This window comes from Sphingomonas sp. SFZ2018-12, assembly GCF_022496715.1.
Lineage (GTDB): Bacteria > Pseudomonadota > Alphaproteobacteria > Sphingomonadales > Sphingomonadaceae > Sphingomonas.
The window spans coordinates 847721-870121 of sequence record NZ_WTFM01000002.1 but is presented as its reverse complement, the minus strand read 5'-3'; the positions used below and the strand labels follow the sequence as shown (position 1 = coordinate 870121).

21 protein-coding genes are annotated in these 22401 nt (G+C 65.8%); 10 read left to right on the top strand and 11 right to left on the bottom strand.

The features are described 5' to 3' along the window. Positions 1-23 precede the first annotated feature (23 nt). Positions 24-524 (top strand): hypothetical protein, encoded by a 501-nt coding sequence (locus GO308_RS13240; protein ID WP_240885789.1) that lies wholly within the window; start codon positions 24-26, stop codon positions 522-524. 61 nt (positions 525-585) lie between these two features. On the opposite strand, the gene GO308_RS13235 is transcribed toward GO308_RS13240, so the two are convergent. Next, positions 586-909: a DUF2285 domain-containing protein gene (locus GO308_RS13235; RefSeq protein ID WP_346769090.1), complete on the bottom strand. Its 324-nt coding sequence runs from the start codon at positions 907-909 to the stop codon at positions 586-588. Positions 910-1436: 527 nt separating this feature from the next. On the opposite strand from GO308_RS13235, the gene GO308_RS13230 reads away from it, so the two are divergent. From GO308_RS13230 to GO308_RS13200, 7 genes are all read left to right on the top strand, one after another. Next, a complete protein-coding gene (locus GO308_RS13230) occupies positions 1437-2399 on the top strand; it encodes a LuxR family transcriptional regulator (protein WP_240885788.1) in 963 nt (320 codons plus the stop codon). 56 nt (positions 2400-2455) lie between these two features. Further along, positions 2456-3070 (top strand): acyl-homoserine-lactone synthase, encoded by a 615-nt coding sequence (locus GO308_RS13225; RefSeq protein ID WP_240885787.1) that lies wholly within the window; start codon positions 2456-2458, stop codon positions 3068-3070. 14 nt (positions 3071-3084) lie between these two features. Then, on the top strand, positions 3085-3966 hold the full coding sequence (locus GO308_RS13220) for a phytanoyl-CoA dioxygenase family protein (RefSeq protein ID WP_240885786.1): 882 nt from the start codon (positions 3085-3087) through the stop codon (positions 3964-3966). Continuing rightward, on the top strand, positions 3963-4571 hold the full coding sequence (locus GO308_RS13215; RefSeq protein WP_240885785.1) for a GntR family transcriptional regulator: 609 nt from the start codon (positions 3963-3965) through the stop codon (positions 4569-4571). The genes GO308_RS13220 and GO308_RS13215 overlap by 4 nt, the downstream gene beginning before the upstream one ends. Before the next feature lie 31 nt (positions 4572-4602). Then, the gene (locus tag GO308_RS13210; protein WP_346769089.1) at positions 4603-4914 is read left to right on the top strand and encodes a hypothetical protein; all 312 of its coding nucleotides are present in this window, start codon (positions 4603-4605) and stop codon (positions 4912-4914) included. Positions 4915-5046: 132 nt separating this feature from the next. Beyond that, positions 5047-5166 carry a benenodin family lasso peptide gene (locus GO308_RS13205; RefSeq protein ID WP_168556591.1) on the top strand — a complete coding sequence of 40 codons (120 nt, stop codon included), beginning with the start codon at positions 5047-5049 and terminating at the stop codon, positions 5164-5166. A gap of 54 nt (positions 5167-5220) precedes the next feature. Beyond that, positions 5221-5889: a lasso peptide biosynthesis B2 protein gene (locus GO308_RS13200; protein ID WP_240885783.1), complete on the top strand. Its 669-nt coding sequence runs from the start codon at positions 5221-5223 to the stop codon at positions 5887-5889. 29 nt (positions 5890-5918) lie between these two features. On the opposite strand, the gene GO308_RS13195 is transcribed toward GO308_RS13200, so the two are convergent. Further along, positions 5919-6368 (bottom strand): hypothetical protein, encoded by a 450-nt coding sequence (locus GO308_RS13195; RefSeq protein ID WP_240885782.1) that lies wholly within the window; start codon positions 6366-6368, stop codon positions 5919-5921. Positions 6369-6383: 15 nt separating this feature from the next. Between GO308_RS13195 and GO308_RS13190 the strand changes: the two genes are divergently transcribed. After that, positions 6384-7655 carry an asparagine synthase C-terminal domain-containing protein gene (locus GO308_RS13190; protein WP_240885781.1) on the top strand — a complete coding sequence of 424 codons (1272 nt, stop codon included), beginning with the start codon at positions 6384-6386 and terminating at the stop codon, positions 7653-7655. Here the strand turns inward: GO308_RS13190 and GO308_RS13185 are convergent. The 9 genes from GO308_RS13185 to GO308_RS13145 all read right to left on the bottom strand — a co-directional run bounded on the left by GO308_RS13185 (position 7644) and on the right by GO308_RS13145 (position 21917). Continuing rightward, positions 7644-9788, bottom strand: a complete 2145-nt coding sequence (locus GO308_RS13185) for an Atxe2 family lasso peptide isopeptidase (RefSeq protein WP_276616530.1) — start codon at positions 9786-9788, stop codon at positions 7644-7646. The genes GO308_RS13190 and GO308_RS13185 overlap by 12 nt on opposite strands. Beyond that, positions 9782-12325 carry a TonB-dependent receptor gene (locus GO308_RS13180; RefSeq protein ID WP_240885779.1) on the bottom strand — a complete coding sequence of 848 codons (2544 nt, stop codon included), beginning with the start codon at positions 12323-12325 and terminating at the stop codon, positions 9782-9784. Before GO308_RS13180 ends, GO308_RS13185 begins: the two co-directional genes overlap by 7 nt. Positions 12326-12450: 125 nt before the next feature. Next, on the bottom strand, positions 12451-13470 hold the full coding sequence (locus tag GO308_RS13175) for a FecR domain-containing protein (RefSeq protein ID WP_276616529.1): 1020 nt from the start codon (positions 13468-13470) through the stop codon (positions 12451-12453). 5 nt (positions 13471-13475) lie between these two features. Beyond that, the gene (locus tag GO308_RS13170; protein ID WP_240885777.1) at positions 13476-14084 is read right to left on the bottom strand and encodes a sigma-70 family RNA polymerase sigma factor; all 609 of its coding nucleotides are present in this window, start codon (positions 14082-14084) and stop codon (positions 13476-13478) included. Between the two features lie 325 nt (positions 14085-14409). After that, a complete protein-coding gene (locus GO308_RS13165; protein ID WP_240885776.1) occupies positions 14410-15315 on the bottom strand; it encodes a HEPN domain-containing protein in 906 nt (301 codons plus the stop codon). A gap of 268 nt (positions 15316-15583) precedes the next feature. Next, entirely contained in the window at positions 15584-18838 is a 3255-nt protein-coding gene (locus GO308_RS13160) for a CusA/CzcA family heavy metal efflux RND transporter (RefSeq protein ID WP_240885775.1), read from the bottom strand. Between the two features lie 3 nt (positions 18839-18841). Further along, on the bottom strand, positions 18842-20002 hold the full coding sequence (locus tag GO308_RS13155) for an efflux RND transporter periplasmic adaptor subunit (RefSeq protein ID WP_240885774.1): 1161 nt from the start codon (positions 20000-20002) through the stop codon (positions 18842-18844). A 4-nt stretch (positions 20003-20006) separates the two neighbouring features. Further along, a complete protein-coding gene (locus tag GO308_RS13150) occupies positions 20007-21272 on the bottom strand; it encodes a TolC family protein (RefSeq protein ID WP_240885773.1) in 1266 nt (421 codons plus the stop codon). 12 nt (positions 21273-21284) lie between these two features. Then, entirely contained in the window at positions 21285-21917 is a 633-nt protein-coding gene (locus GO308_RS13145) for a cation transporter (protein ID WP_240885772.1), read from the bottom strand. Positions 21918-21998: 81 nt separating this feature from the next. Between GO308_RS13145 and GO308_RS13140 the strand changes: the two genes are divergently transcribed. Next, positions 21999-22394 (top strand): helix-turn-helix domain-containing protein, encoded by a 396-nt coding sequence (locus GO308_RS13140; protein ID WP_240885771.1) that lies wholly within the window; start codon positions 21999-22001, stop codon positions 22392-22394. Positions 22395-22401: the final 7 nt, after the last annotated feature.

The window sequence follows — 22401 nt, the reverse complement described above, 5'->3', positions numbered from 1 at the left end:
CACGACTTCATTGAGCAGGACGCATGGCTGAAGTTGACGCGTATCCGTGGGTCGGCATCTTCGACGATCTCAGTCCGGAGGATCGCCTCTCGGTCGCGCAACTCGTGGTCGATGGAGGCGCCGTCGAGGGTGATGTAGGGCAGCTCGCCGGGCGGCTGAAGAACGCGCGGATGCTCGCATTGCTTCGCGAACAAGCGACGGATCGCATTGTCGGTGTGGCCTCGCTGAAGAGCCCCGATCCAGGGTATCGGCTGAACAAGTTCGACGATGCAGGCGTTGCTATCACCGGCTACGAGGCCGCACCCGAGCTGGGCTATGTCGTGGTCGCCAAAGATATGCGCGGCAAGCAGCTGTCTGGCCGGCTGGTCGAGCTGATCGCGAAGGAGATCCGCGAACCTACCTTCGCCACGACGGACAGCGATACAATGAAGAGCAACCTCTTTAGATCGGGATTCATCAGGGTCGGTCAGGAGTGGAAGGGCCAAAAGGGCACGTTGTCCCTTTGGACACTCACTCGCCGTTAGAGCCTGAAAGGCTACCCGCGCAGAATTCACCATGGTGGATCATTGAAGGTAAGTCGGATCGTCAGGGCTTGCGCCGCATCAACTGCCGGTACCCGCCGCGCGCCATCGCCCCGGCCTCGTACACCAGCCGCCGGACCCGCGAGCGCAGCGAATCCGAGACGTCATTCCAGTCGCGTACCGCTCGGTCGTCGCCGAACAGGGCAGCACCGATCTCGCGCTGGCTCGCGCCTTGGCCGATTGCATCATGGACGCGCAGCATATCGATCCCGCGGTCGATCCGGGCATCGCGGGGAAACAGCGAGCGTGCAAACCGGCGATGACGGCACAGGTCGAGAAGGCGGCGCAGCGGCAGCAGCCGCGTCTCCGCCGAGGCAAGCCCGCGCAGGCGATAATGGAGCAGAACTGCCTCCTGTCCCTCCAGCCGGCCCTCTTCGATGTCGAGCCGGATATGGTGGAATCCGTCCGACAGGACCGCATGCTCGCGCCCCTCCGGATCGACCGCGATCGCGAGCCAAGGCGCAAGCTGGTCGATGCGGAAGCTATCGCGATCGGATGGATCTGCGGGCTGGGCAGCAACGCTGAGCGTCCCAGGGTCGAGATCGGCATGCCAAATGAGCCGCGCCTCCGGGGCCGGGAGGTCGGGATGTTCCGCGAAAGTGCAGCCCCCAGGGCATGGCGTCGCCGGTCCCGCGCGTCGCGAAGCTGGCGCGCGTGTACCAGCCGACGTAGCCGGGATCGCGGCGCAGCCATTCCCACATCAGCCCCGCGCGATCGATGCCGCGCAAGGCGCCATAGGGCGCCGGATCACGCCAATCGGACCCCGTGCCGTGGGATACATCCCGCGTCACGCGCGGCTCCGGCTCCGGCCCGCCGCTGCATGCCCATCCTTCCCGGCAGAAACCACGGAACGGCTTGGCGCGCTATTGCCGCCATCTGCCGACAAGCGGGTTTTGCGTTGCAACTCACCGTGATATGTCAATTTCATTACAAGACTCGCCGGGTGACGGCTTGAGAAACCGCCGCGCGGCCCAAGGGACCGGAAAGGGCGACCCAGGGATTTCCGGTGACTTGAGGCACCGCCCGGGCTCGCGTCGCTGGCCTATGGGCATGCACAGGATGGCGACGCAGTTCATGCACGTCGTCGAAGCCGTGACAAATGCAGACGATCTCGCCGCTGCGATGGCGGCGATGACGAAACAGCTCGGATTCCAGTATTTCGCGCTGACGCATCATGTCGACATCGTCGCGGCGAGCGGGAATGCTATCCGCCTCCATAATTATCCGACGCGCTGGGCCGATTATTATGACGGCAATTCGCTCGGCGTCTCCGATCCCGTCCACCGTGCGAGCCATGTGACCAGCGTTGGCTTTCCCTGGTCGCGGATGTCCGACATGATCCCGATGACCCGCGAAGATCACCGGGTACTGGCGCTGGGCCGTGACCAGGGCATCGGCGACGGCTTCACCGTGCCGGCGCATGTACCCGGCGAGGCGCGCGGCTCCTGCTCGTTCGCGAACGAGGCGGGCCGGCCGATGCGGCACGAGATGCTGCCGCTGGCGCAACTCGCGGGGATGTTCGCGTTCGAGGGCGCGCGGCGGCTCTGGGCGATGCGCGGCGGCCTGCAGATGCCGCCGCGGCCAGTGCTCACCGATCGCCAGCGCGACTGCGTTCTTTGGGTCGCGCGAGGCAAGAGCGACTGGGAAATCAGTCTCATCCTGGGCGTCGGCGAGGAGACGGTCGCCCGTCATATCAAGCAGGCCTGCGAGCGCTATGGCGTGAACAAGCGGACATATCTGGTGATCCTGACGCTCTTCGACGGAACGCTGACCTTCTCCGATATCTTCCGCCGCCGATATTACCCTTTTCCGGAATAGCGGCGTGACCCGCAGCGGGGCGACCCTTGGCCGATCACGGTCAAGGAGTCAGACCCATGCTGCATGTTCTTCAATCCGCCGCGCAGCCGGCCTCGGACGCTACGTTGCGTTCGATGTTCGCCGCGCGCAAATCCGTCTTCGTCGACTTGCTCAAATGGGACGTTCCCGTCCTCGACGGCCGCTATGAAGTCGACCAGTTCGACGACATCCACGCTACTTATCTGATCCTCGCCGAGCCGGACGGCACGCATCTCGGATCGGCCCGGCTGCTGCCAACGACGCGGCCACACATCCTCGACAGCTTCTATGCCGACCTGTGTGAGGATGCTCCACCCCGCGACGCCGACACGTTCGAGATCACCCGCTTCTGTCTCGATCGCCGGCTGAGCGCACGCGAGAGGCGCCAGGTGCGCGACACGCTGGTGTCGGCGCTGGTTGACCATGCGCTGGCGACGGGCATCACCGCCTATAGCGCGATCGCCGAGATGGGCTGGTTTCAGCAGATCTTCGCCTTTGGCTGGCACTGCATGCCGCTCGGGCTTCCCCAGGTCATCGACGGCACGATGCTGGCGGCGCTGCGCATCGAGATCACCCCGGAAACGCCGAATCTGCTGGAGGCGGGGCGGGCCACGGCAGCCGCGCTGCGCGTCGACAGACGCGTCGCGGCCTGACGGGGAGACCGAGCATGACCGATATCCTCGACCTTTCCGGCGAGATCGCGCGTCACACCGCTGACCTCCTTACCGATGGCTATTGCGTTATTCCCGGCGCGCTGCCGTCGACAACGATCGGCGCGCTCGATGACGATCTTGCCGACGATTTCGACCGTACGCCGTTCGGCCAGGGCGGTTTCTATGGCACCACGACGAAGCGGTTTGGCCGGCTCCTGGTTCGTTCGCCCCATGCGGCGGCGCTGGTCCAGCACCGCCTGGTGCTCGGGATAGCCGAGGCGGTGCTGTCGCCCTGGTGCGACCGCATCCAGCTCAACACGACCCAGGCGATCGCGGTGCATCCCGGCGCCCCGGCCCAATTGCCCCATCGCGACCAGGACATGTGGCGCGGGCCGGTCGGCGAGATCGAATATCTCGTCAACGTGATGTGGCCGCTGACCGATTTCACGGCGCAGAATGGCGCAACTCTGGTCTGGCCGCGCAGCCATGGCGCAAAGGCGCTCGAACCCGAGCCTGAAGAGGCATGGTTCGCGGCCGAGATGACGCCGGGCGCAGCGCTCGTCCTGCTGGGCTCGACCCTGCACGGCGCGGGCGCAAACGTCACCGATGCGGTACGGCGCGGCCTCGTGGTCGGCTATTCTCTCGGCTGGCTCAAGCCCTATGAGAACCAGTGGCTCGCCTATCCGCCGGCGGTCGCAAGGACCTTCCCGCCCGAACTGGCGGCGCTGGTCGGCTATCGCCAGCACCGTCCTAACCTCGGCAATTATGAAGGCCAGTGCCCGTCCGTCCTGCTGGGCGATCATGTCGGCGAGCCGCTGGGTGCGATCGACGCGCTACGGCCCGACCAGCAGGCATTGGTTGACGCCTATGCCGAGGACCGGCGAGCGGTGCCATGAACTCGGGTCCGACCGCCGAGCGTGTCCATGAGGCACTGAAGCGCCGCATCATGGGCCGCGAATTCCGGCCGGGCGACCGGCTCGACCCGGCGGTGCTCGCGGCGCCGCTGTCGTCGAGCGTGACGCCGGTCCGCGACGCGCTCCATCTGCTGACCGGCGAAGGGCTGGTCGAGACGCGCACCAGCGGCGGCTTCCACATCCCCGCACTCGACGAACCGGCGCTGAAGGATCTTTACGACTGGTCCGCCGAACTGCTCGGGCTGGCTATCCGCGCTTGGCCACGCCCGGCCGCGATTGCGATGCTAGCGACCGACGCGGAGGATCGCCCGATCGCCGATCGCGCAGATCAGATTTTTCTCGCGATCGCGCGGCAGTCGGCCAATGGCGAGCATGTCCGTGCCGTCGATCAGTTGAACGCACGACTGCATGCCGCCCGTACCGTCGAACCCCATGTGCTCGACACGGCAGAAGAAGAACTGGCGGCGATCGCATCCGCCGCCGGCAGCGGGGAGCGCGACATGCTTCGTCGGCTCAGCTTATACTATCATCGCCGCCGGCGGCGTGCCGCCGCCGACATAGTCCGCGCCGTGTACCGGGTCGATTGAAGATCGATTTCAACGGAGGTGATTGGTGATGATGCAGAGCAAGACGCTCATTCTCGCCATATTCGCACTTATCATCGGGTTTGCAGGCGGTTTTGTCCTTCGCCCGCTCATCATGCCATCGGGCATGGCAATCGCCGGTAATGCAGCTTCCGTGATAGCGTCACCACCGGCGGCACCGCGCGGCACGCAGTATTTCGCGGCCAACCTCGACGAAGCGCGGCAGATCGTGGCGGGGTGCCAGAGTGGCTCGGTTCGCGGCGACGAATGCGCGAATGCGGAAGAGGCTATCCTGGCCGCTGAAGGCCGGGACCGCTTCAAGCGCTTCATGGGCAAACGACCGTAGCGACGCGCGGCAATCGTCCTCGCCCTCGACCAAACAATATCGATATAGAATCCGTATAAAGTTCGGATAGAGCCCAGCACTTCCTACACTCCCGAGGCTGCGACTTCCCGCAGCTTGTCAGTGGAGTGCATCATGGAACGCGAAGACGACATCATCGATCTCGGCGCGGCGAGCGTCGAAACCCTCGGTGCCGGCGGCATCCCCGTCGACGAGAATCTCGGCCAGTTCCAGGCGGGCCTGTCCGACGACTGAAAGGTCGGCGCGCGGCTGCCGGCCGCGCGCCGCTCTTGCGATAGGGGACGCGCTATGGGCCTTGCGCTGCGCGCCGGCATTTCGTTCTGCGACGTGAGCGACCGCCTCCTGTTCCTGGACGTTGTTGCGGACCGCTATTTTTGCCTCGGCGAAAAGGCGGAATCTGCCTTCCGGAAAATGATCAGCCGGCATGATCTCGATCCTGGGGAAATGCGGGCGCTTGCGGGCCTATTACGATCCGGCATCTTGGCGGAAACGGATGACGCGGACGTTCCCATGGCTTTTTCTCCGCCCGACAATCCGACCGCCAGCTTCCTCGACATATCCGTGCAGCGTGCCGATGTCCGTCAGGTCGCGGCGGCCTTGTCTGCACTGGCCTTCACGCGCCTTTCTCTCCGGTTCGGCCATCTTCATGCCGTTCTTCGCAAGCTGGCCGACGCAAAACCGTCGCCATCCGCCGCTCCGACAATCGCTCCCGAATCGATGCAGAAGGTCGCCGCGGCATTCGAGCGGACCGCGCGCATCGTGCGATCGCACGACCAATGCCTTTCCCGCTCGGTTGCGGTGGCCCGTCGTCTCGCAGCGCTGGGATTGCCGGGCGACCTCGTCATCGGCGTTCGGCTTAGGCCCTTTGCCGCCCATAGCTGGGTGCAGGCCGGCGCATGGCTGGTCAATGACCGCATCGACACCGTGCGAACCTATACGCCGATCCTCTCCGTGTGATGCAGAGCCGCTACATCGCCCTTATCCGGTCAGCAGTCGACGCCAATGCTGACCTGGCGGCACGATTTTCGGCGCGTGCGCGCGACCTCGAAGCGCTTGACCTTCGGTTCGACGATGGCCGGGTCAGCGTTGCCGTGATTGGGGCCATGCCGCTTCGTCTCGAAGGGCGTGGCATCATCCTGGGGTCGCTGTTTGCGCGCGGCGCGGCGCAACCGATCCGGGAACTGGACGCGGTGGAACGGGCGCGCATCGGCGCAACGCGCGGCGTTCACCTGATCGAGCATTATTGGGGGCGCTATGTCGCCATCCTGAATGAGCCGGACGGGCACCGCGTCGATATCGTCCGGGCACCGCTCGGGGACCTGCCTTGCTATGTCGTCGAAATCGAAGGAGTGACCGTCATTGCTTCGGACGTCGCCCTGCTTGTCGCGTTCGGCCTGTTCACCCCCGTCGTCGCCTGGGACGAAGTCGCGCGTCACCTCGCCACGCGCGACATGCGCGGCCCGGCAACCTGCTTTGGCGGCCTGCGTGAATTGCCCGGTGGCGAGCGGCTCAGCATCGTCGGCGGCAAGACAGTGGTCGAGGCGTTGTGGTCACCCTGGGCTTTCGCCGATCGTGGCCGACAGGTCGATGATGCGGATGAAGCCGCGCGCCGGCTGCGCACTACCGCGCTGGAGTGCGTGGCAGCCAGGGCCTCGGAATATGGACGGGTCGTGCTCATGCTGTCCGGCGGTCTCGATTCCTCGATCGTCGCGGCCTGCCTCGCCCGGCAGGGCTTGTCGTTCCATAGCCTGACCCTGGTCACCCAGGACGCGACCGGCGACGAGCGCGACTATGCGCGCCGGACGACCCAGTCCCTGGGCGCCGTCTTGACGGAGGCATATCGAGACGTGTCGCGGATCGATATCGAGCGATCCGGCGCGGCGCACCTCCCTCGTCCGACGGTGCGCGCGTTTGTCCAGGAATCGAACCGCCTGGCCACCGAGGCGGCAGAAACGATCGGGGCAGGCGCGATCTTCAACGGCGGTGGCGGGGACAATGTGTTCTGTTCACTCCAGTCCACCGGGCCGGCAGCGGACCGCCTGCTGACCTCCGGACTTGGCCCCTCCTTCCTGCGCACAGCGCGGGACATCAGCCAGCTCGCACCGGCGAGCCTGTGGGCCGTCACCAGCGACGCCGTGAGGCGTGCCTGGCTCGGCAAGCCGGCCATGCGGCATGTGCAGGACTTGAGTTTCCTGTCGCCGCGGGCCGTGGCGATGGTCGGACCGACGAACCTCCATCCCTGGCTCGTCCTCCCGCCCGGCGCACTCCCCGGCAAGGCGATGCACATCCGGTTGATGGCTTTTGCGCAAAGCTATGTGGAAGGCCATGACCCCCAGGATCTGCTACCGATTGTTTCGCCGCTGCTATCCCAGCCGCTGGTCGAGACCTGCTTGGGCGTTCCGAGCTGGCTGTGGTTCGAGGGTGGACGAAATCGTGTCGTCGCGCGTCGCGCCTTTGCCGGAGATTTACCGGCAGACGTCATCTGGCGACGGTCGAAAGGCACGCCTGATAGCTTCGTGGCCCAGATATTCGAGACGCACCGCGCGGCGATCCGGCGGATGCTCGCCGATGGCGAGTTGGCCGCGCACGACATGCTCGATCTGCCCGCCGTGCTGGGCGTGCTCGACGATCCGCGGCCAGTCCATGGCGATGCGTTCAGGCGCATCCTGCAGTTCGCCGATGTCGAGGCCTGGGCACGCGCCTGGACTCGATCAGGGCGATGACGCCGCTGGTCGGAGCTGCGCGCGCATCGCCTCCCACCGCTTATATTGCGCGGCCTTCGCGGGATCGGGATCGACATGGGATTGCAGCCAGAACTGGAACCAGTCGAGGTTGCGCTCATAGATCGCGCGGCGGTGCGCGGGCTGCCATTTGATGTGGTGCTCACCGGGAAAGACGTACATCTCCACCGGCTGATTGGCCTCACGCAGCGCGGTGAAGGTCTCCAGGCCGAGCAGATATTCCTCGTCGGCGAGCTGCATCAGCAGCGGCTGGCCCATCGCTCGCGCATTGAGCGCCATCGAATAGGGGCTCCAAAACGCGGGGTCGTCGCGGCTCGCGGGCGGATAGCCCATTGCCCGCATCGCATCGGCATAGGCGATGCCGCCATAGATCATGACCGATTTCGGCTCGACGCAGCAGGTGCTGATCGCCGCTGCCGCGAATAGCCGCGTGTTGATCAGCGCGAAGCGCGCAGTCGACGCGCCATCGCTGAGGCCGGTGATGCCGATCCGTGCGGGATCGGCGACGCCCCGGGCGATCACCATGTTCACGCCGGTGACCAGCGAAGACAACAGGCTCCGGCGTTCGGCCCACCCCTTGCCGTTGACGGCATTGACGTCGTCATAGGATCGAATGCCGGGTTTCGCCTCCGCAAAGAAGGCGGGGCGCTCGATGCTCAGTACCGCGAAACCACGCGCCGCAAAGGCATGGATCGGATATTCATCGCCGGTGCCGCCGCGCAGGAAGCCGTCGCTATGATATTGCACGACGATCATCGGCAGCTTTGTGCCGGGTCGATAGTCGGGCGGCAGAACGAGATCGCCCCACGCCTCGAGCCCGAGGTCATTGCGCCACCGCAGCCGCTCGACCTTGCCAAGCCGGATCGATCCGAATTCGGGATTGGGGTCGTAGATCGGCCGCACATCACCGCTACGGGGGTCGACCGATACCAGCCGGCGCGGGGTGACGGCATTCTCGGACGTGCATAGCAACGACAAGCCCGCGGGTGTGCAACCCAGCAGGACATCATCAGTGAGCAGCACGCGCCGCGGCTCGGCAGTGCCGGGAATCCAACGATAGAGCCCCATTTGCCCCTTCGCCCAGCCTTCGCGCCGCAGGAAGCGTAATTCCTTGCCCTCCCTGTCCCACCAGAGGCTCGTAAAGCCGCCGTCGCAATGTGCCCCAGTGCAGATCACGCGATTTCCGGAATCATCGACGACGACAAGCTGGAGGGGGCTGAGTGGAGACGCATCGCGATGTTCGGTCCATGCGTGCCTTCCGTCCGGCGAGACCGCCGACGGCGCGATCGAACTTCCCGACTGATCTTCGATCGGAACAAGCGTCCGCTCGGCAGCGTCCGCCGGCATGACATCCCCGTTTGCCGGATCGATCGTGAAGGCTTCGCGCGGCGCCGAGCCGGGGATGAGCGGCCGGGCCGCGACATTTGGGGCAAAGCGAGCATCATAGAGCCAGCCGCCGCGGCCTTCCTGTGCGATGCGGCGTCCGGCATCATCATCGCCCGGTTGCTCCACATAGACGATGCGCCGTCCATCATGCGTCCAAGCGACCGCCTCGACGTCAACCGGCGACCGGGTGACGACCTGTGCACCGCTGCCATCAGCGCGCGCGCGCCAAGCTTGAGTGACGCCCTGGTCACGCCGGAGATAGGCGATCCACCGACCATCGGGCGACCAGGCCGGCGTCAGCAAGGCCGGGAAACCGATATCGACGATCAGGCCCCTGGCGACGGTGCTGTTGGTGATCATCTCGCCGCCGCGATCGAGGATATGCGGGTTTGGCGGGCCGGACAGACTGATCACGACAAGCGCACGGCAATAGCTGTTGGTGTCGGGATCGGCGCGGCTCAGGATAAATGCCGCCTGATGCCCGTCCGGCGAAATGCCGAGCGGGCTCGGCTGACCGAACATTGACCCGTCAGGCTGCCCTATGTCGCGGAGTCGGAGCAGGTCGTCCGGGGTGATCGACCGAACCGCCTGGCGCGCTGGGCGAGGGGAGGACAATAGATCTTCGCACGCAGCCATGGCGGGGACCGCAGTCGCGAGTATCCAGAGAGCAGGCAGGAAAGCGGCGGCGCGCGCAACGCGGCCTTGGGCCGTGCAGCGCGATGCTACCATGACTTGGCGATCCCGATCCCGATGTAGCGACCGACCGGCAAATAATTGGTCGAGTCGTAAGCGGTGTCGGAATAGACCGATGTCGCGATCGTCGTTGGATGGTCGTCAAAGGCGTTCTGCAAAGTCAGGCTGAGTTCGAGGCCGCGCAGCGGGCCTTGGACGGCGCCGAACGCATAGCGTGCTGTGAAATCGACCGTGTCCATCCCATCGACCGATATGGCCGGGGTCGAACGGATGTCCTCGACGCCCCCGATATGGTTTGCCGTTGCATTGAGGGTCAGGCCACCCTTGCTCCAAGTAATGCTACCCCGGCCTCGCCAATGCGGCGGATTGAAGAGGGTGCCGGCCTTGGCGAGAACCGGCGCTCCAGGCGTGAGCTGCTGGTTGCTTTCGAGGTAGCTGGCGTTAAGCGCGAGGCCCAGCGTGCCGCGATTGGCCCCGAGATCGGTCCGATAGTCGGCGAGGAAATCGACGCCGTGGATCGACTGGCGGCCGGCATTGACGTTGCTGTTGTCGACGATCGCGACGACATTGCCGGGGGTGTAGGCTTGACCCGAGACATTGAAAAATTGCGCCGCGTTGGCGATCGCCGCCGTCACCGCGTTCGCGCCCGGCGCCAGTGCGACCTGGCCCGCATATAGCGGGTTGCTGAGCGCCTGGGCCTGGAAACTGATCGGCGTCACGATACGGTCGGTGTAGTGGGTCGAGAAATAGCCGAGTTGGAGACGTAGCCCCGGCACCGTATGTGGCGTAAACTCGATCGTGGCGGTCCAGGTCCCGGCGCGCTCGGGCTTCAATGTCGGGTTGCCGCCCTGGACCAGCAGAACGGTCGCGCTTGCCGGATAGCCGGCGCCGCCCAGACTGGCGGCTGGGTAGAGGAGCGCGCTTCGGGCCTGATATTGTTGGAAGAGCGTCGGCGCGCGGAACGACCGGCCCCAACTTCCTTTGATGGCGATATCGGCCGTCGGCGCATATATGATGCCGAGCTTGGGGGTCGCGACCGCATCGACGCCGGGGTAGCGCTCGTAGCGGACGGCCCCGCTCAGGTTGAGACGGTCGATCCCAGCAATGCCCTGCCCGGCGGAAACGAGCGGGAGATTGAGTTCGCCATAGGCATAATAGCTGTCCTGCGACTTGTTCACATTGTTGAGATTACCGTCGCCGCGAAAGGCATTGAGGCGATTGTCGCGATAGCCGGCGCCGATGGCCAGCTTCACCGGACCGCCGGGCAGGCGGAAGAGGCTGCCATCGGTGGCCAACTCGACCGAGCGGCCGCTGTTGCAGTAGCAGACGAAATTGGCGCTGGTCCGGGCGGTGCCGGCATAGCTGTCGCTGTGCAGCTCCACCTTTTCCTCGCCATAGACGCCGGAGAGCGACAGGCGCCAGTCCTTGCCCAGGTCGAGCTTGAGCGAGGGCGCGATGGCGAAGGAGCGGCTCGTTGAACTCTGCTCGGTGTGGCTGACGGCGAGATCGCCGGCCGTGTTGAGCGGAAAGCCCGACAGGCTCCAGCGCTTGTTGAAGAGGGCGTCAACCGTGAATTCAAGACGATCGGTGATCGCCTGATGTCCCGCCAGCGCCACGGCATCCCGCCGCAGCGCCGGGTAGATGGTGACGCCGGGACGCGACGATGCATAAGAGCGGTCATCGGAAAGGATGTCGGTGTTGCGTGCGAACTCATAGGCGGCGATCAGGCCACCCGAACCCCATCGCTTGCCTGCGACCGCGCCATATTGCTGCTGGAAATTGCCACCATCGGTCGATCCACCGATGTTCGCACGCGTTTCGAGACCATCATAGTCGCGTTTCAGGATGATGTTGGCGACGCCCGCGACGGCATCGGAACCGTACAGCGCCGATGCGCCATCGGCGACGATCTCGATCCGGTCGACCATGCCCAGCGGGATCGCCGAAACATCGATGCCTTGGCGCGATCCATTATAAGCGAGGCGGTGACCATTGAGCAGCGTCAACGTCGCATCGCTGCCAAGTCCACGCAGGTTGATGGTCGAGGCGCTGCCGACGTTGATACCGCTGGCCGCCGGCACGTTGTTGCCGACACCCGGATTCTGCCCGCCGCCGAAATTCTGCGGGATGTTGCGCACGACCTCGGCGACACTGCTCTGCCCGGCATCGCGCATGTCCTTCTGGTCGAGCCGGATCATCGGCGACGCGACCGGCGCGCCGCGAATCCGGCTGCCGGTCACGACGATGTCCGAACCGTCCGCTTCCGCCGAGACGTCCTGCGCGGCTGGTGCTCGCTCAACGATAAGGCTGGAGCCCGCCAGCCTCGCGCGCAGACCCGATCCCCGCAACAGCGCCGAAATAGCCTCGACAGCGGTGAACCGCCCCGACAAAGCGGGAGCGATTTTGCCATCGACCAGCGCTGAGGAGACAATGACGTTGGTGCCGGACGCATCGGCGACGGCGCGCAGCGACGTCCCAAGGGGCTGGGCGGGAAGATCGTAACGCCGCTGGTCAGCCTGTTGCGCATGAGCTGGTGCCGCCAGCGCGATGATCGATGTGCCCGCAACGCACACGTAAATGCTTCTCGAAAACCGTCCGATCACTCCATGAACTCCCCATTGAGACGCACTTTGCGGCGTCGTTCGGGGCGCTTGACGACAGAGGGCGGCGGCTTGCCCCCTCCCGTGACAAATTTATTTCAGGTGGCCGGGACCGGCGCCAGAGCGGAAATCACGACATCGCCCTCAGGGGTTTTCGCCGCATGTAGGCCGAGCGAGTCGGCGATACCCTGCGCCAGGCCGGCAGCGTCGCCGGTATGATAGGCGCCGGTGATACGCACGTCGCCAAGCGCGGGATCGGCGAGGCTGATCCGGACGGTGCTGTAGCGATTGGCCTGAGCAATGGCGTCGGCAAGCCGCGTGCGGTCGAAGTTCAGCATGCCCGTGGGCCATTGAGCATCGGTCGCGGCGGCCGGCTGCGGGACCACCAAAGGCTCAGCGGCGCCGAAAGCAATCTGCTGGCCCGGGCTGAGGCGCACCATGGTCGGTTGGGACGTGTCCGCGGCCGAAGGACCGTCACGCACCTCGATGACGCCGCGCAGCAGGATCACCTTCACGCGGTCACCGGCAACAGCGACGTCGAAGATCGTCCCGCGGGCGGTCACCGAACCGTTGCCCGCCATGACGACGAACGGGCGCGCGGCGTCATGCGCGACGTCGAAGCGCGCGCGGCCGCGCGAGAGATAGAGACGGCGTTCGCTGGCGGTGAATGCGACGCGCAGCACGCTGTCGGTATCGAGCGTGACAGTCGAACCGTCCGCCAGCGCAACCCGGCGTATCTGGCCGATGTTCGACGCGAATTGCGCGGCCTGGGGCGGACGATCGTGCCGGAACAGTCCGACGCCGCCGATGGACAGACCGAGGATCGCCACGACCAGCACGGCCGCCGCGGCAAAGGCGTAGCGCAGCTCGGTCCGCTCGAAAAAACGCCGCCGTTCGGGCAGAGCGCGTGTGCGCCCGAAACTGGTCTGGGCGAGGAACGCGGCGCTGTCCCACGCGCGCTCGGCGCGCGCATAGGCCGCCGCATGGCGCGGATCGGCGGTTCGCCAGCGCTCGAACGCCGCGCGATCGACCGCGGCGTCGGGATCATGGATCAACGCCACCCAATCGGATGCCTCGCGACGCACCGCGTCATCGGATTTTGTACCACGGCCGGACATTGTCGTCACTCGTCGCCCAAGACACGCTCGATCTCGGCGATGGCCCGGCTCATCTGCTTGCGCACGCCGCGCACGCTCATGCCGATGCGTTCCGCGACTTCCGCATGACTATATCCATCGAGTCGACACGCCATGAATATCTCCCGCGTCCGTGGCTGGAGCCGCTGCATAGCGGTTTCGAGACGATTGATCATATCCCGCGCCTCCAACTGGTCGAGCGGATCGCGCCCGGCGAGCGGGATCTCGTCGATCGGCACATGAAAGGCGGCGGAGCGGCGCGCGGCGAATTTCGCGCGGTCGCGCAGGAGATTGCCGGCGATCCGGGACAGATAGGCTTCGGGACGATCGACGGCGGCGCCGGCATCGCCGTCACGCCGGGCCAACCGCTCGAAGGTCTCGTGGACGAGATCGAGCGCGTCGTCGTTGCCTGAGCGACGGGAAAAGAAACGCAGCAGGCGCGGCGCGTGCGCGCGATAGAGCGCGTCGAGCGAGCGGGCCGGTGTGGGAGATGGGGTGAGAGGCGAAGCGCGGTCTTCGGGCGGCAGCGGATCATCATCGGCGACGCGCGGCGCGCCGACAGCGATGATCTCGTCGGACGCCAGGTTCAGCCGCATCGGTCGGCACCGGCATGCCGGCTCAGCTCATCGGGCGATATCCGTTCTCGGCGCATATCCGGCCTGCCTCCAGGTGCGAGGCGGACCTGCGGGAGCCGGGCGTTGAGAACATGCAAAAGAACATGCGCCGCCACCTTTAGCCGAAACGGCCTGGACAGATGCGACGGCCACCCGGCCGCAACGACGAGGTGCGGAGGGATCGATTTCTCAAGCGGGGTTCTCAAGCCCCGGCGGCGCTACGCGACGCAGCCGCAGATTAGGCGCAGATCAAAGATAAAGGCAAGACGGCCGACAGCGTCGCCAAATTGATGCCGGAAAGGGAAAATCAGTGCCCGGCTTTGGTCCGAAGCGTTTCGAGATGCTCGCGCGAAACTTGCTCGACCACGTCGCGCAAGGTTCGCACGCAGGCGAGGATCGCGGTCAGATCGTCGACGTCGATCTGATAGGCGGTCGAATAGCGCGCCTCGACATAGGCACGCTTGAGGAGCTGGAAGCGGCGGCGGTCGAGACGCCGATCGCGCGGCCAGACATCAATCAGCCGGGGTTCGCTGTCCTCCGCGAGCGAGCGGAGGAACTTGATGTTGTGCGAGCGCGGGAAATAGAGCGTCCGCACGAGCAGGAAGCAGATATAGGCGCGTTCGGTAGCCTGATGCAGCGTAAAGGCTGCGTCCTTCCACTTGCCTTTTTCAATGCAAAATTCAGCAATCTCTATCGCGTCAGTGACCTTTTCGAGCCACTCCTCGAAATAGGCCTTCGCCATCAGATAGGCATCGGTCGAGGTGAGCGGCATCGGCGTCGCCAGCGGATGGCAGGGCAGCTCGTAGAGCACGATGCCGTCGCGCGCGATATCGACCCAGAAATACTCGCCGCGCTTCAATGACTGGTTCACCTCGTCGAGCGCATGGACGATGATGTTGACCGGCCGTTGGATCGCGGCGTCGCGCAGAATTCTGTCCTCGGCGACGTACCAGTAATGGGCGATATCGGTCAGGTCGCTGTGGTTGACGACCACGAGCAGATCGAAATCGGACTGATAGCCATTCTCGGGTTCGTCGACCCAGTCGTCGCGCGCATAGCTTCCGAACAGGATGACTTTGAGGATCTTGCCGTTCTTGCGCGACGGCGAGGTCGCCTTGGCGATGGCCTCGGCGAACTCGTCCATCAGCACGCCCTGGACCCGGTCCAGTTCGCCCCGCTGCGCCGCAGGCAGATGATCGATATCCTTTCTCATTGGGGAGATTCTGTGCGAGCGGGCCGATATTGGCAAGCATAAGCCATGGTCAGCTCACGAATTTCACACTATCCCCAAGATGTTCGGCGGTGCTGGATGGCCGGCCTCGCCGGCGGCGCGGCACTCAAGCGCGTTTCTCAACTTCCAGTACCGTCGGACACCGACATCCGAAGCCACGAGAGCCGGGCGTTGAGACCACGCTTGAGAACATGGGCCGACGCCTTTGGCCGCAAGCGGCTTGGACATGCGCGTCGGCCACCCGGCCGTATCAGGCGTTCTGAGGTGCGGGGCCGCCATGGTGACCCACGGTCGGAGCCGCGCCTGCTTCCCCCTGCTCGTCGTGCGACCGTGGCAATTCCCGCCGGCCGTAGCGCGCGTAGAGCGTCGGCAGCACGAACAGAGTCAGCAAGGTCGCGGAGATCAGGCCGCCGATGACGACCGTGGCCAGCGGTTTCTGGACCTCAGCACCGGCACCATGCCCGAGCGCCATCGGCACGAAGCCGAGCGAGGCCACCAGCGCCGTCATCGCCACAGGGCGAAGCCGGGCCAAGGCACCGTCACGGCTCGCCGTCGCCCGGTCCATGCCGTTGCGCATAAGGTCCTGGATCGACGTCACCATCACCAGCCCGTTGAGCACCGCGATGCCAGACAAGGCGATGAAGCCCACGGCCGCCGAGATCGAGAAGGGCATGCCGCGCAGCACGAGCGCGAGGACGCCGCCGACCAGCGCGAGGGGAACGCCGGTGAAGACGATCGCGGCATCGCGCGCCGAGCCGAGCGCGCCGTAGAGCAGCAGCAGGATCAGCGCGAAGCAGGCCGGCACGACCAGCATCAGCCGCGCGCGGGCTGATGCGAGATTCTCGAACTGACCGCCCCATTCGAGATAGGTGCCCGCCGGCAGTGCCACGTCGCGCGCGATCGCCGCCTGCGTTTCCGCGACCACGCTCGCGACATCCCGACCGCGAACATTGGCCTGAACGACGACGCGCCGTTTGCCGTTCTCGCGGCTGATCTGGTTGGGACCATCATTGATCTGGATGTCGGCGACACTCGCCAGCGGCACCGATACGCCCGACGGCGTCGGCACGGGCACCTGTCCCAGTCTCTCGAAATTGGCGCGATCGGCGTCGGACAGACGGATGACGACCGGGAAGTGGCGATCGCCCTCGAAAATGACCCCCGCCTCGCGGCCGCCGACCGTCGCGGCGATGGCCGCCTGGACGTCTTTGGCGGTGACGCCGAGACGCGCCGCTGCATCGCGGTTGAAGGCGATATCGAGCATCGGCAAGCCTTCGGTCTGCTCGACCTTCACGTCCTCGGCGCCTTTCGCGCGGCGCAGCACCGCCGCAATCTTGTCGGCGACGTCGTTCATCTGGCCGAAGTCGTCGCCGAACACCTTGACCGCGACATCGCTGCGGACGCCGGCGATCAGCTCGTTGAAGCGCATCTGGATCGGCTGGGTGACCTCGTAGGAATGGCCCGGAACGCCAGCCAGACGTTTTTCGATGCGCTCGACCACCTCCGCCTTCGCCTCACCCGGATCGGGCCATTGGTCACGCGGCTTGAGCATGACGAAGGTGTCGGTTGCGTTGGGCGGCATCGGGTCCGACGCCAGCTCGGCGGTGCCAGTTCGCGAGAACACCGTCTTGATCTCGGGCATCCCGGCAAGCACCTTCTCGATCTGGAACTGCATCTTCTGGCTTTGCTCGACCGAGGTGCCCGGCACGCGATAGGCGGAGACGAGGACATTGCCCTCGTCGAGCTGGGGCAGGAACTCCTGGCCGAGGGACAGATAGCCCCCCACGGCGAGCGCGAGTGACGCCACGGCGATGCCGATCGTGAGCTTGGGACGGCTGAGCGCCCGGTCGAGGCCCGGTTCGTAGCGGCGGCGCAGCCATCCAACGATCCGGCCTTCCTTCTCCTCCACCGGCTTGCTCAGCCAGACGGCGATCGCCGCCGGCACGAAGGTGAGCGACAGGATGAAGGCGAACAGCAGCGCCATGATGACGGTGAGCGCCATCGGCTCGAACGTCTTGCCCTCCACACCCGAAAGGGTCAGCAGCGGCACATAAACGATGATGATGATCGCCTGCCCATAGACCGAGGGGCGGATCATCTCACGAGCGGCCTGGGCGATCACGGACAGGCGCTCGCCAATATCGAGATGATGGCCGTGGCGGTGCTGCCGCTCGGCCAGGCGACGCAAGGCATTCTCGACGATGATAACGGCGCCGTCGACGATCAGACCGAAATCGAGTGCGCCAAGGCTCATCAGGTTCGCCGAGACCCCGACGCGGAGCATGCCGAAGCTGGTCAGCAACATCGTGACCGGGATGACTGCCGCCGCGATCAGAGCAGCGCGAAAATTGCCGAGCAGCAGGAACAGGACGACGATAACCAGCACCGCGCCTTCGCCCAGGTTGCGAGCAACAGTGGAGATGGTCGAGTTCACCAGCGCGGTCCGGTCAAGCACGGGCTCGATCACAACATCGGGCGGAAGCGACGGACCGATCTTGCGCAACCGTTCGCCCACGCCGGTTGATACGGTGCGGCTGTTCTCGCCGATCCGCATCACGGCGGTGCCGGTCACGACTTCCCGGCCATTCTCCGACGCCGAACCGAGGCGGATTCCCTGGCCGAGACGGACATCGGCGACCTGCCCGAGCAGGATCGGCACGCCGTCGCGCGTCGCGACCACCGTGTTGCGGAGCTGCGGGATGCTGCGGATGCGCGCGTCGGCGCGCACCGCGAGCCCTTCGCCGTTGCGATCGACCACCCCGGCCCCGATCGCGCTGTTGTTCGCCTCCAGCGCGTCGGCAAGTTCGGCCAGGCTGAGCTTGATCGCGGCGAGCTTCTGGACGTCGGGTACAACCAGATATTCCTTGTCGAAACCGCCGAGCGAGTCGACGCCGGCGACACCGGCAACCGATTTCACCTGCGGCGCGACGATCCATTCCTGGACGCTGTGGAGATAGGTCGCCCGGTCGGCCTCGCTGACGAGGCGATCCCCCTCGGGCGTTATATAGCTGCCATCGGGCTGGATGCCGGGCTCGCCGGGCTTGTGCCGTTCATGACCACGCTCTTGATAGTGGAGCGTCCACATGTAGATGTCGCCGAGGCCGGTCGCGATTGCGCCCATTTCCGGCGTGACACCGGCTGGCAGCGATTCCTTCAGATCGTTGAGCCGCTCGGCCACCTGCGCCCGCGCGAAATAGATGTCGGTCGCGTCGGAAAATACCGCCGTTACCTGGGCGAAGCCGTTGCGGCTCAGCGAGCGCGTGCTCTCGAGGCCCTTGATGCCGGCGAGCGCGGTCTCGACCGGGAATGTGACCTGCTTTTCGATCAACTCCGGCGAAAGCGCCGGCGCCCGCACGTTGATCTGCACCTGATTGTTGGTGACATCGGGAACGGCGTCGATCGGGAGCTGCCGGAGCGACACGATGCCGATGATGGCGGCAACGACGGTCAGCAGCAGGACAAGCCAGCGACGCGCGACCGCAAGGGTAACGATGCGTTCGATCATGGCTTAATCCTCGTCCCCACCCGCGCTCTTGCCGAGTTCGGATTTCAGGATGAAGCTGTTGGTGGAGGCAACCTGCTCGCGTCCGGTGAGGCCCGAGGCAATGACCACTGTCTCGCCCGACTGGGCGCCGAGCGTCACCGGCGTCGCCTTGAAGCCATCGTCGGTCCGGACGAACACAACGGACTTGCCGTCGATCGTCTGGATCGACGTGAGCGGCACGCGAATACTGGTATCGCCTGCGCCGACGAGCTGGATCGCGGCGGTCACGGATTCGCCGACGCGCCATTGGCCGCCTCGGTTGTCGATGGTCGCGACGACGGGCACGAGCCGCGTCTGGGGATCAAGCGCAGGCGAAACGAAGGTGACACGGGCCTGCGTTGTCCGTCCCGGCGCCGTCATCTCGACGGTCGCGCCCGGGTGCACCCGGCCTGCATCCGCCGGCGAGAGCGACAGCGAAAGCGAGACGGTCGAAAGATTGGCAACGCGGAACAGCTCGGCATCGGCCGCGACGGTCTGCCCAAGCATGGCGTTCCGGCCAATGACCTGGCCCGCGATCGGCGCGACGATGCCGACGCGGTTGAGTGACCCGCCGCCGCCGCCGGTCGCGGACAGTTGCTGGCGCGCGAGGCGAAGCGCGATGTTCGCTTCCGTCGCTGCGGTGCGCGCCGCGATCAGATCCTGTTCGGGCGACACGCGCTCGGCATAGAGGCGCTGCTCGCGTGCATAGTTCGACTGTGCGAGCGCGAGCCGTGCGCGCGCCGCCTCGACTTCGCCCTTGAGCGAGGCTGCCTCGCGGCTCTCAACCACCGCTAGCGTCTCGCCGCGCCGGACGGCCTCGCCAAGATTGCGATTGAGCGCCACCACCCGCCCGGCGATCGCGGCGGACACGATTTGCGTGCCTTGCGGATTGCCCTCGACGGTCGCCGGCAGCTCGATCGCGCCGCCATTCCCGCCGACGGTCGGATGGACGATCTCGATTCCGGCCGTCCTGATCTGGTCGGCCGACAGCTTGACCGTATCGGCCTTCTTGCCGCTCTCGCCCTTGGCTTCTCCGGCCGCTTCGGTCTTTTCGCCGGAGGCTTCCTTGGCCGCCTGCCCACTGCATGCAGCAAGCAGCACTGCCAGGAGAAGCGGTGAAGCCGCCTGGAAACGGGATGAGGTCATCGGGTCAGTCCTTTGCGGAGGCGGTCAGGCGATCGAGCTGGGCCTGGGCGTTGTGGAAGGCGGCAAGCGCGTCGATCGCGGCCGACCGGGTATCGGCCAGAGTGCGTTCCGCCTCGAGAAGATCGAGCTGGCCGAACTTGCCTTCGCGATAGCCGATGCGGGCGATGCGCGCGGCCTCCTGGGCCGCGGCGAGCGACGGCCCCGCCGCGGTCCTGGCCGCTGCTGCGGCGTTGGCGACATCCGCCTGTGCCTGCCCGATTGCCTGCTCATTTTCGAGTTCGGCCGCGCGTCGCAGCGCCGTGGCCCTGTCCCGTTCGGCGCCTGCCTGCGCGATCGACGATGTGCCGCTGTTGAAGAACGGTAACGGCACGGACACGCCAAACACCGCAGCCACGTCATTGTTGATCGGCAGGCGCCGCAAGCCTGCGCTCACCGTCACATCGGGCAGCCGCTGCGATCGCGCCAGCCGAAGCTGTGCGTCGGCCGCTTTTTCGTCGGCTCGCGCCGAAGCGACGGCAAGACTGCTGCCGGCGTCGAGCTGCGACGGCCCATAGCTGTCCACCCGATCAAACCATGCTTCATCGAGCGCGCCCGTCGCGGGACGGCCGATACGGCGACCGAGGTTCGCCCTTGCCAAGTCCGCGAGGCGCGCCGCGCGGTCGACGGCTGCGTCCGCGCTGATCCGCAGCACTTCGGCGCGCTGTTCCTCCAGCGGCGACGCGCGCCCGGCCACGACGCGAACATGGGCGGCACGGACCGCCTCTGCCGCGATCGCCGCCTGGTCACGTGCGGTCGCAAGACGCCGATCGGCTGCGAGAGCTTCCACATAGGCTTGTGTCACGGCCACCCGGAGATCAGCGCCGGCAACGACCCGCTCGATCTGCGCGCGGTTGCCTTGAGCATCGGCGACCGCGATCCGGGCGGAGCGCTTGCCTCCCAGTTCGACCGGCACGCCGACCGAGACCGTCTGTTTGGGCGCTTCGATCTCGTTATACGCGCGCGAACCGCCGACATTCTCGATGTCGGCATTGAGCAACGGGTTCGGCCGAAGAGCGGCGACCCGCCGAGCCGCGCCCGCGGCGCGCACGCCGGCATCGGCGGCGTCGATATTGGGCGAAGCCGAACCGGCGAGGTCGAGCGCGTCGGCCAGCGTCAAGACAGGGGCGTTCGCCGACGCCGATGTCTGGGCATGAGCTGCGGGGACGCCGGACGCTGAGGCGAGGACGGCTGCGGCGAGCGCGCAGGCCAAGGGGTTCGAAATTGGTGGCATGATACCCAAGGATCAGGGGGTGGAGCTGAGTTCGGCCCGTGCGTTGCGGACGATCTCATAGGTGGAATGGAGGAAAAGAAGAGCGATCACGCCGGCCACCACGAGGTCGGGCCATGCGCTGTCCGTCCATGCGACGAGCCCGGCCGCGACGATGACCGCGATGTTCGCGATGGCATCGTTGCGGCTGAACAGCCAGATCGCCTGCACATTGGCGTCGCCTTCGCGGAAGCGGGCAAGCACCAAGGCCGCGGTGACATTGACGGCAAGCGCCACGACACCGATCCCGCCCATCAGTTCCGCCTCCGGCACGGCTGCATTCAGCGCCCGCCAGATTGCGAAGCCGATGACCACGAGGCCTAACGCTCCTAGGAAAAGTCCTTGGCTGAGCGCAATCCGAGCGCGGCTACGCGGGGACCATGTCAGCGCGATCAGCCCCAACAGGCTGATCGAGCCATCTCCAAGGAAGTCGAGTGAATCCGCCTTCAGGGCCTGGCTGTCGGCAAGGAAGCCACCGACGAGCTCACACAGGCCAAATGCGAGGTTGAGCACGACGACGACCGTAAGCGCGTGTCGATAGGCCGGGTCGTGTTGTGCGCGTTTCTCGTCGCCATGACAGGCGCAGGATGAGGAGGCGGATTCGGTCATCAGCCTTCCCTACAATCTCTAGTCACTGTAGGAGCAAGCACTAAAGCGACGCGCTCGCAACAGATCGGAGACGAAAACCGCATGAAAATCGGGGAGCTATCGCGCGCGACCGCCACCAAAGTGACGACGATCCGCTTCTATGAGGAGATCGGGTTGCTCGATCGGCCGGTGCGGACTGAGTCTAATCGGCGCACTTATGCGCTTCGCGATGTCGATCGGCTCAACTTCGTTCGCAACGGCCGCAGGCTGGGCTTCTCGATCGAGGAGATTCGTTCGCTCATTGCACTCGCCAGCGAGCCGGGGCGCGATTGCGGGGAAGCGATGGCGATCGCATCTCGTCACCTCGCCGCAGTAGAGGAACGATTGGGACAGCTCGCAGCCCTTCGCGATGAACTGGCCGCGATGAGTCAGAATTGCGATCGCCAGCGGATCGCCGACTGCCGCGTCATCCAGGCCATTGCCCGACCAGTCGCATAGCAAACAC

Coding starts and splice junctions, on each gene's coding strand:
- GO308_RS13165 (WP_240885776.1), bottom strand. CDS start 15,315: ATGAGAAAGGATATCGATCATCTGCCTGCGGCGCAGCGGGGCGAACTG.
- GO308_RS13170 (WP_240885777.1), bottom strand. CDS start 14,084: ATGCGGCTGAACCTGGCGTCCGACGAGATCATCGCTGTCGGCGCGCCG.
- GO308_RS13240 (WP_240885789.1), top strand. CDS start 24: ATGGCTGAAGTTGACGCGTATCCGTGGGTCGGCATCTTCGACGATCTC.
- GO308_RS13210 (WP_346769089.1), top strand. CDS start 4,603: ATGCAGAGCAAGACGCTCATTCTCGCCATATTCGCACTTATCATCGGG.
- GO308_RS13190 (WP_240885781.1), top strand. CDS start 6,384: ATGCGCGGCCCGGCAACCTGCTTTGGCGGCCTGCGTGAATTGCCCGGT.
- GO308_RS13140 (WP_240885771.1), top strand. CDS start 21,999: ATGAAAATCGGGGAGCTATCGCGCGCGACCGCCACCAAAGTGACGACG.
- GO308_RS13145 (WP_240885772.1), bottom strand. CDS start 21,917: ATGACCGAATCCGCCTCCTCATCCTGCGCCTGTCATGGCGACGAGAAA.
- GO308_RS13225 (WP_240885787.1), top strand. CDS start 2,456: ATGCTGCATGTTCTTCAATCCGCCGCGCAGCCGGCCTCGGACGCTACG.
- GO308_RS13150 (WP_240885773.1), bottom strand. CDS start 21,272: ATGCCACCAATTTCGAACCCCTTGGCCTGCGCGCTCGCCGCAGCCGTC.
- GO308_RS13200 (WP_240885783.1), top strand. CDS start 5,221: ATGGGCCTTGCGCTGCGCGCCGGCATTTCGTTCTGCGACGTGAGCGAC.
- GO308_RS13175 (WP_276616529.1), bottom strand. CDS start 13,470: ATGTCCGGCCGTGGTACAAAATCCGATGACGCGGTGCGTCGCGAGGCA.
- GO308_RS13185 (WP_276616530.1), bottom strand. CDS start 9,788: ATGGTAGCATCGCGCTGCACGGCCCAAGGCCGCGTTGCGCGCGCCGCC.
- GO308_RS13160 (WP_240885775.1), bottom strand. CDS start 18,838: ATGATCGAACGCATCGTTACCCTTGCGGTCGCGCGTCGCTGGCTTGTC.
- GO308_RS13215 (WP_240885785.1), top strand. CDS start 3,963: ATGAACTCGGGTCCGACCGCCGAGCGTGTCCATGAGGCACTGAAGCGC.
- GO308_RS13205 (WP_168556591.1), top strand. CDS start 5,047: ATGGAACGCGAAGACGACATCATCGATCTCGGCGCGGCGAGCGTCGAA.
- GO308_RS13220 (WP_240885786.1), top strand. CDS start 3,085: ATGACCGATATCCTCGACCTTTCCGGCGAGATCGCGCGTCACACCGCT.
- GO308_RS13155 (WP_240885774.1), bottom strand. CDS start 20,002: ATGACCTCATCCCGTTTCCAGGCGGCTTCACCGCTTCTCCTGGCAGTG.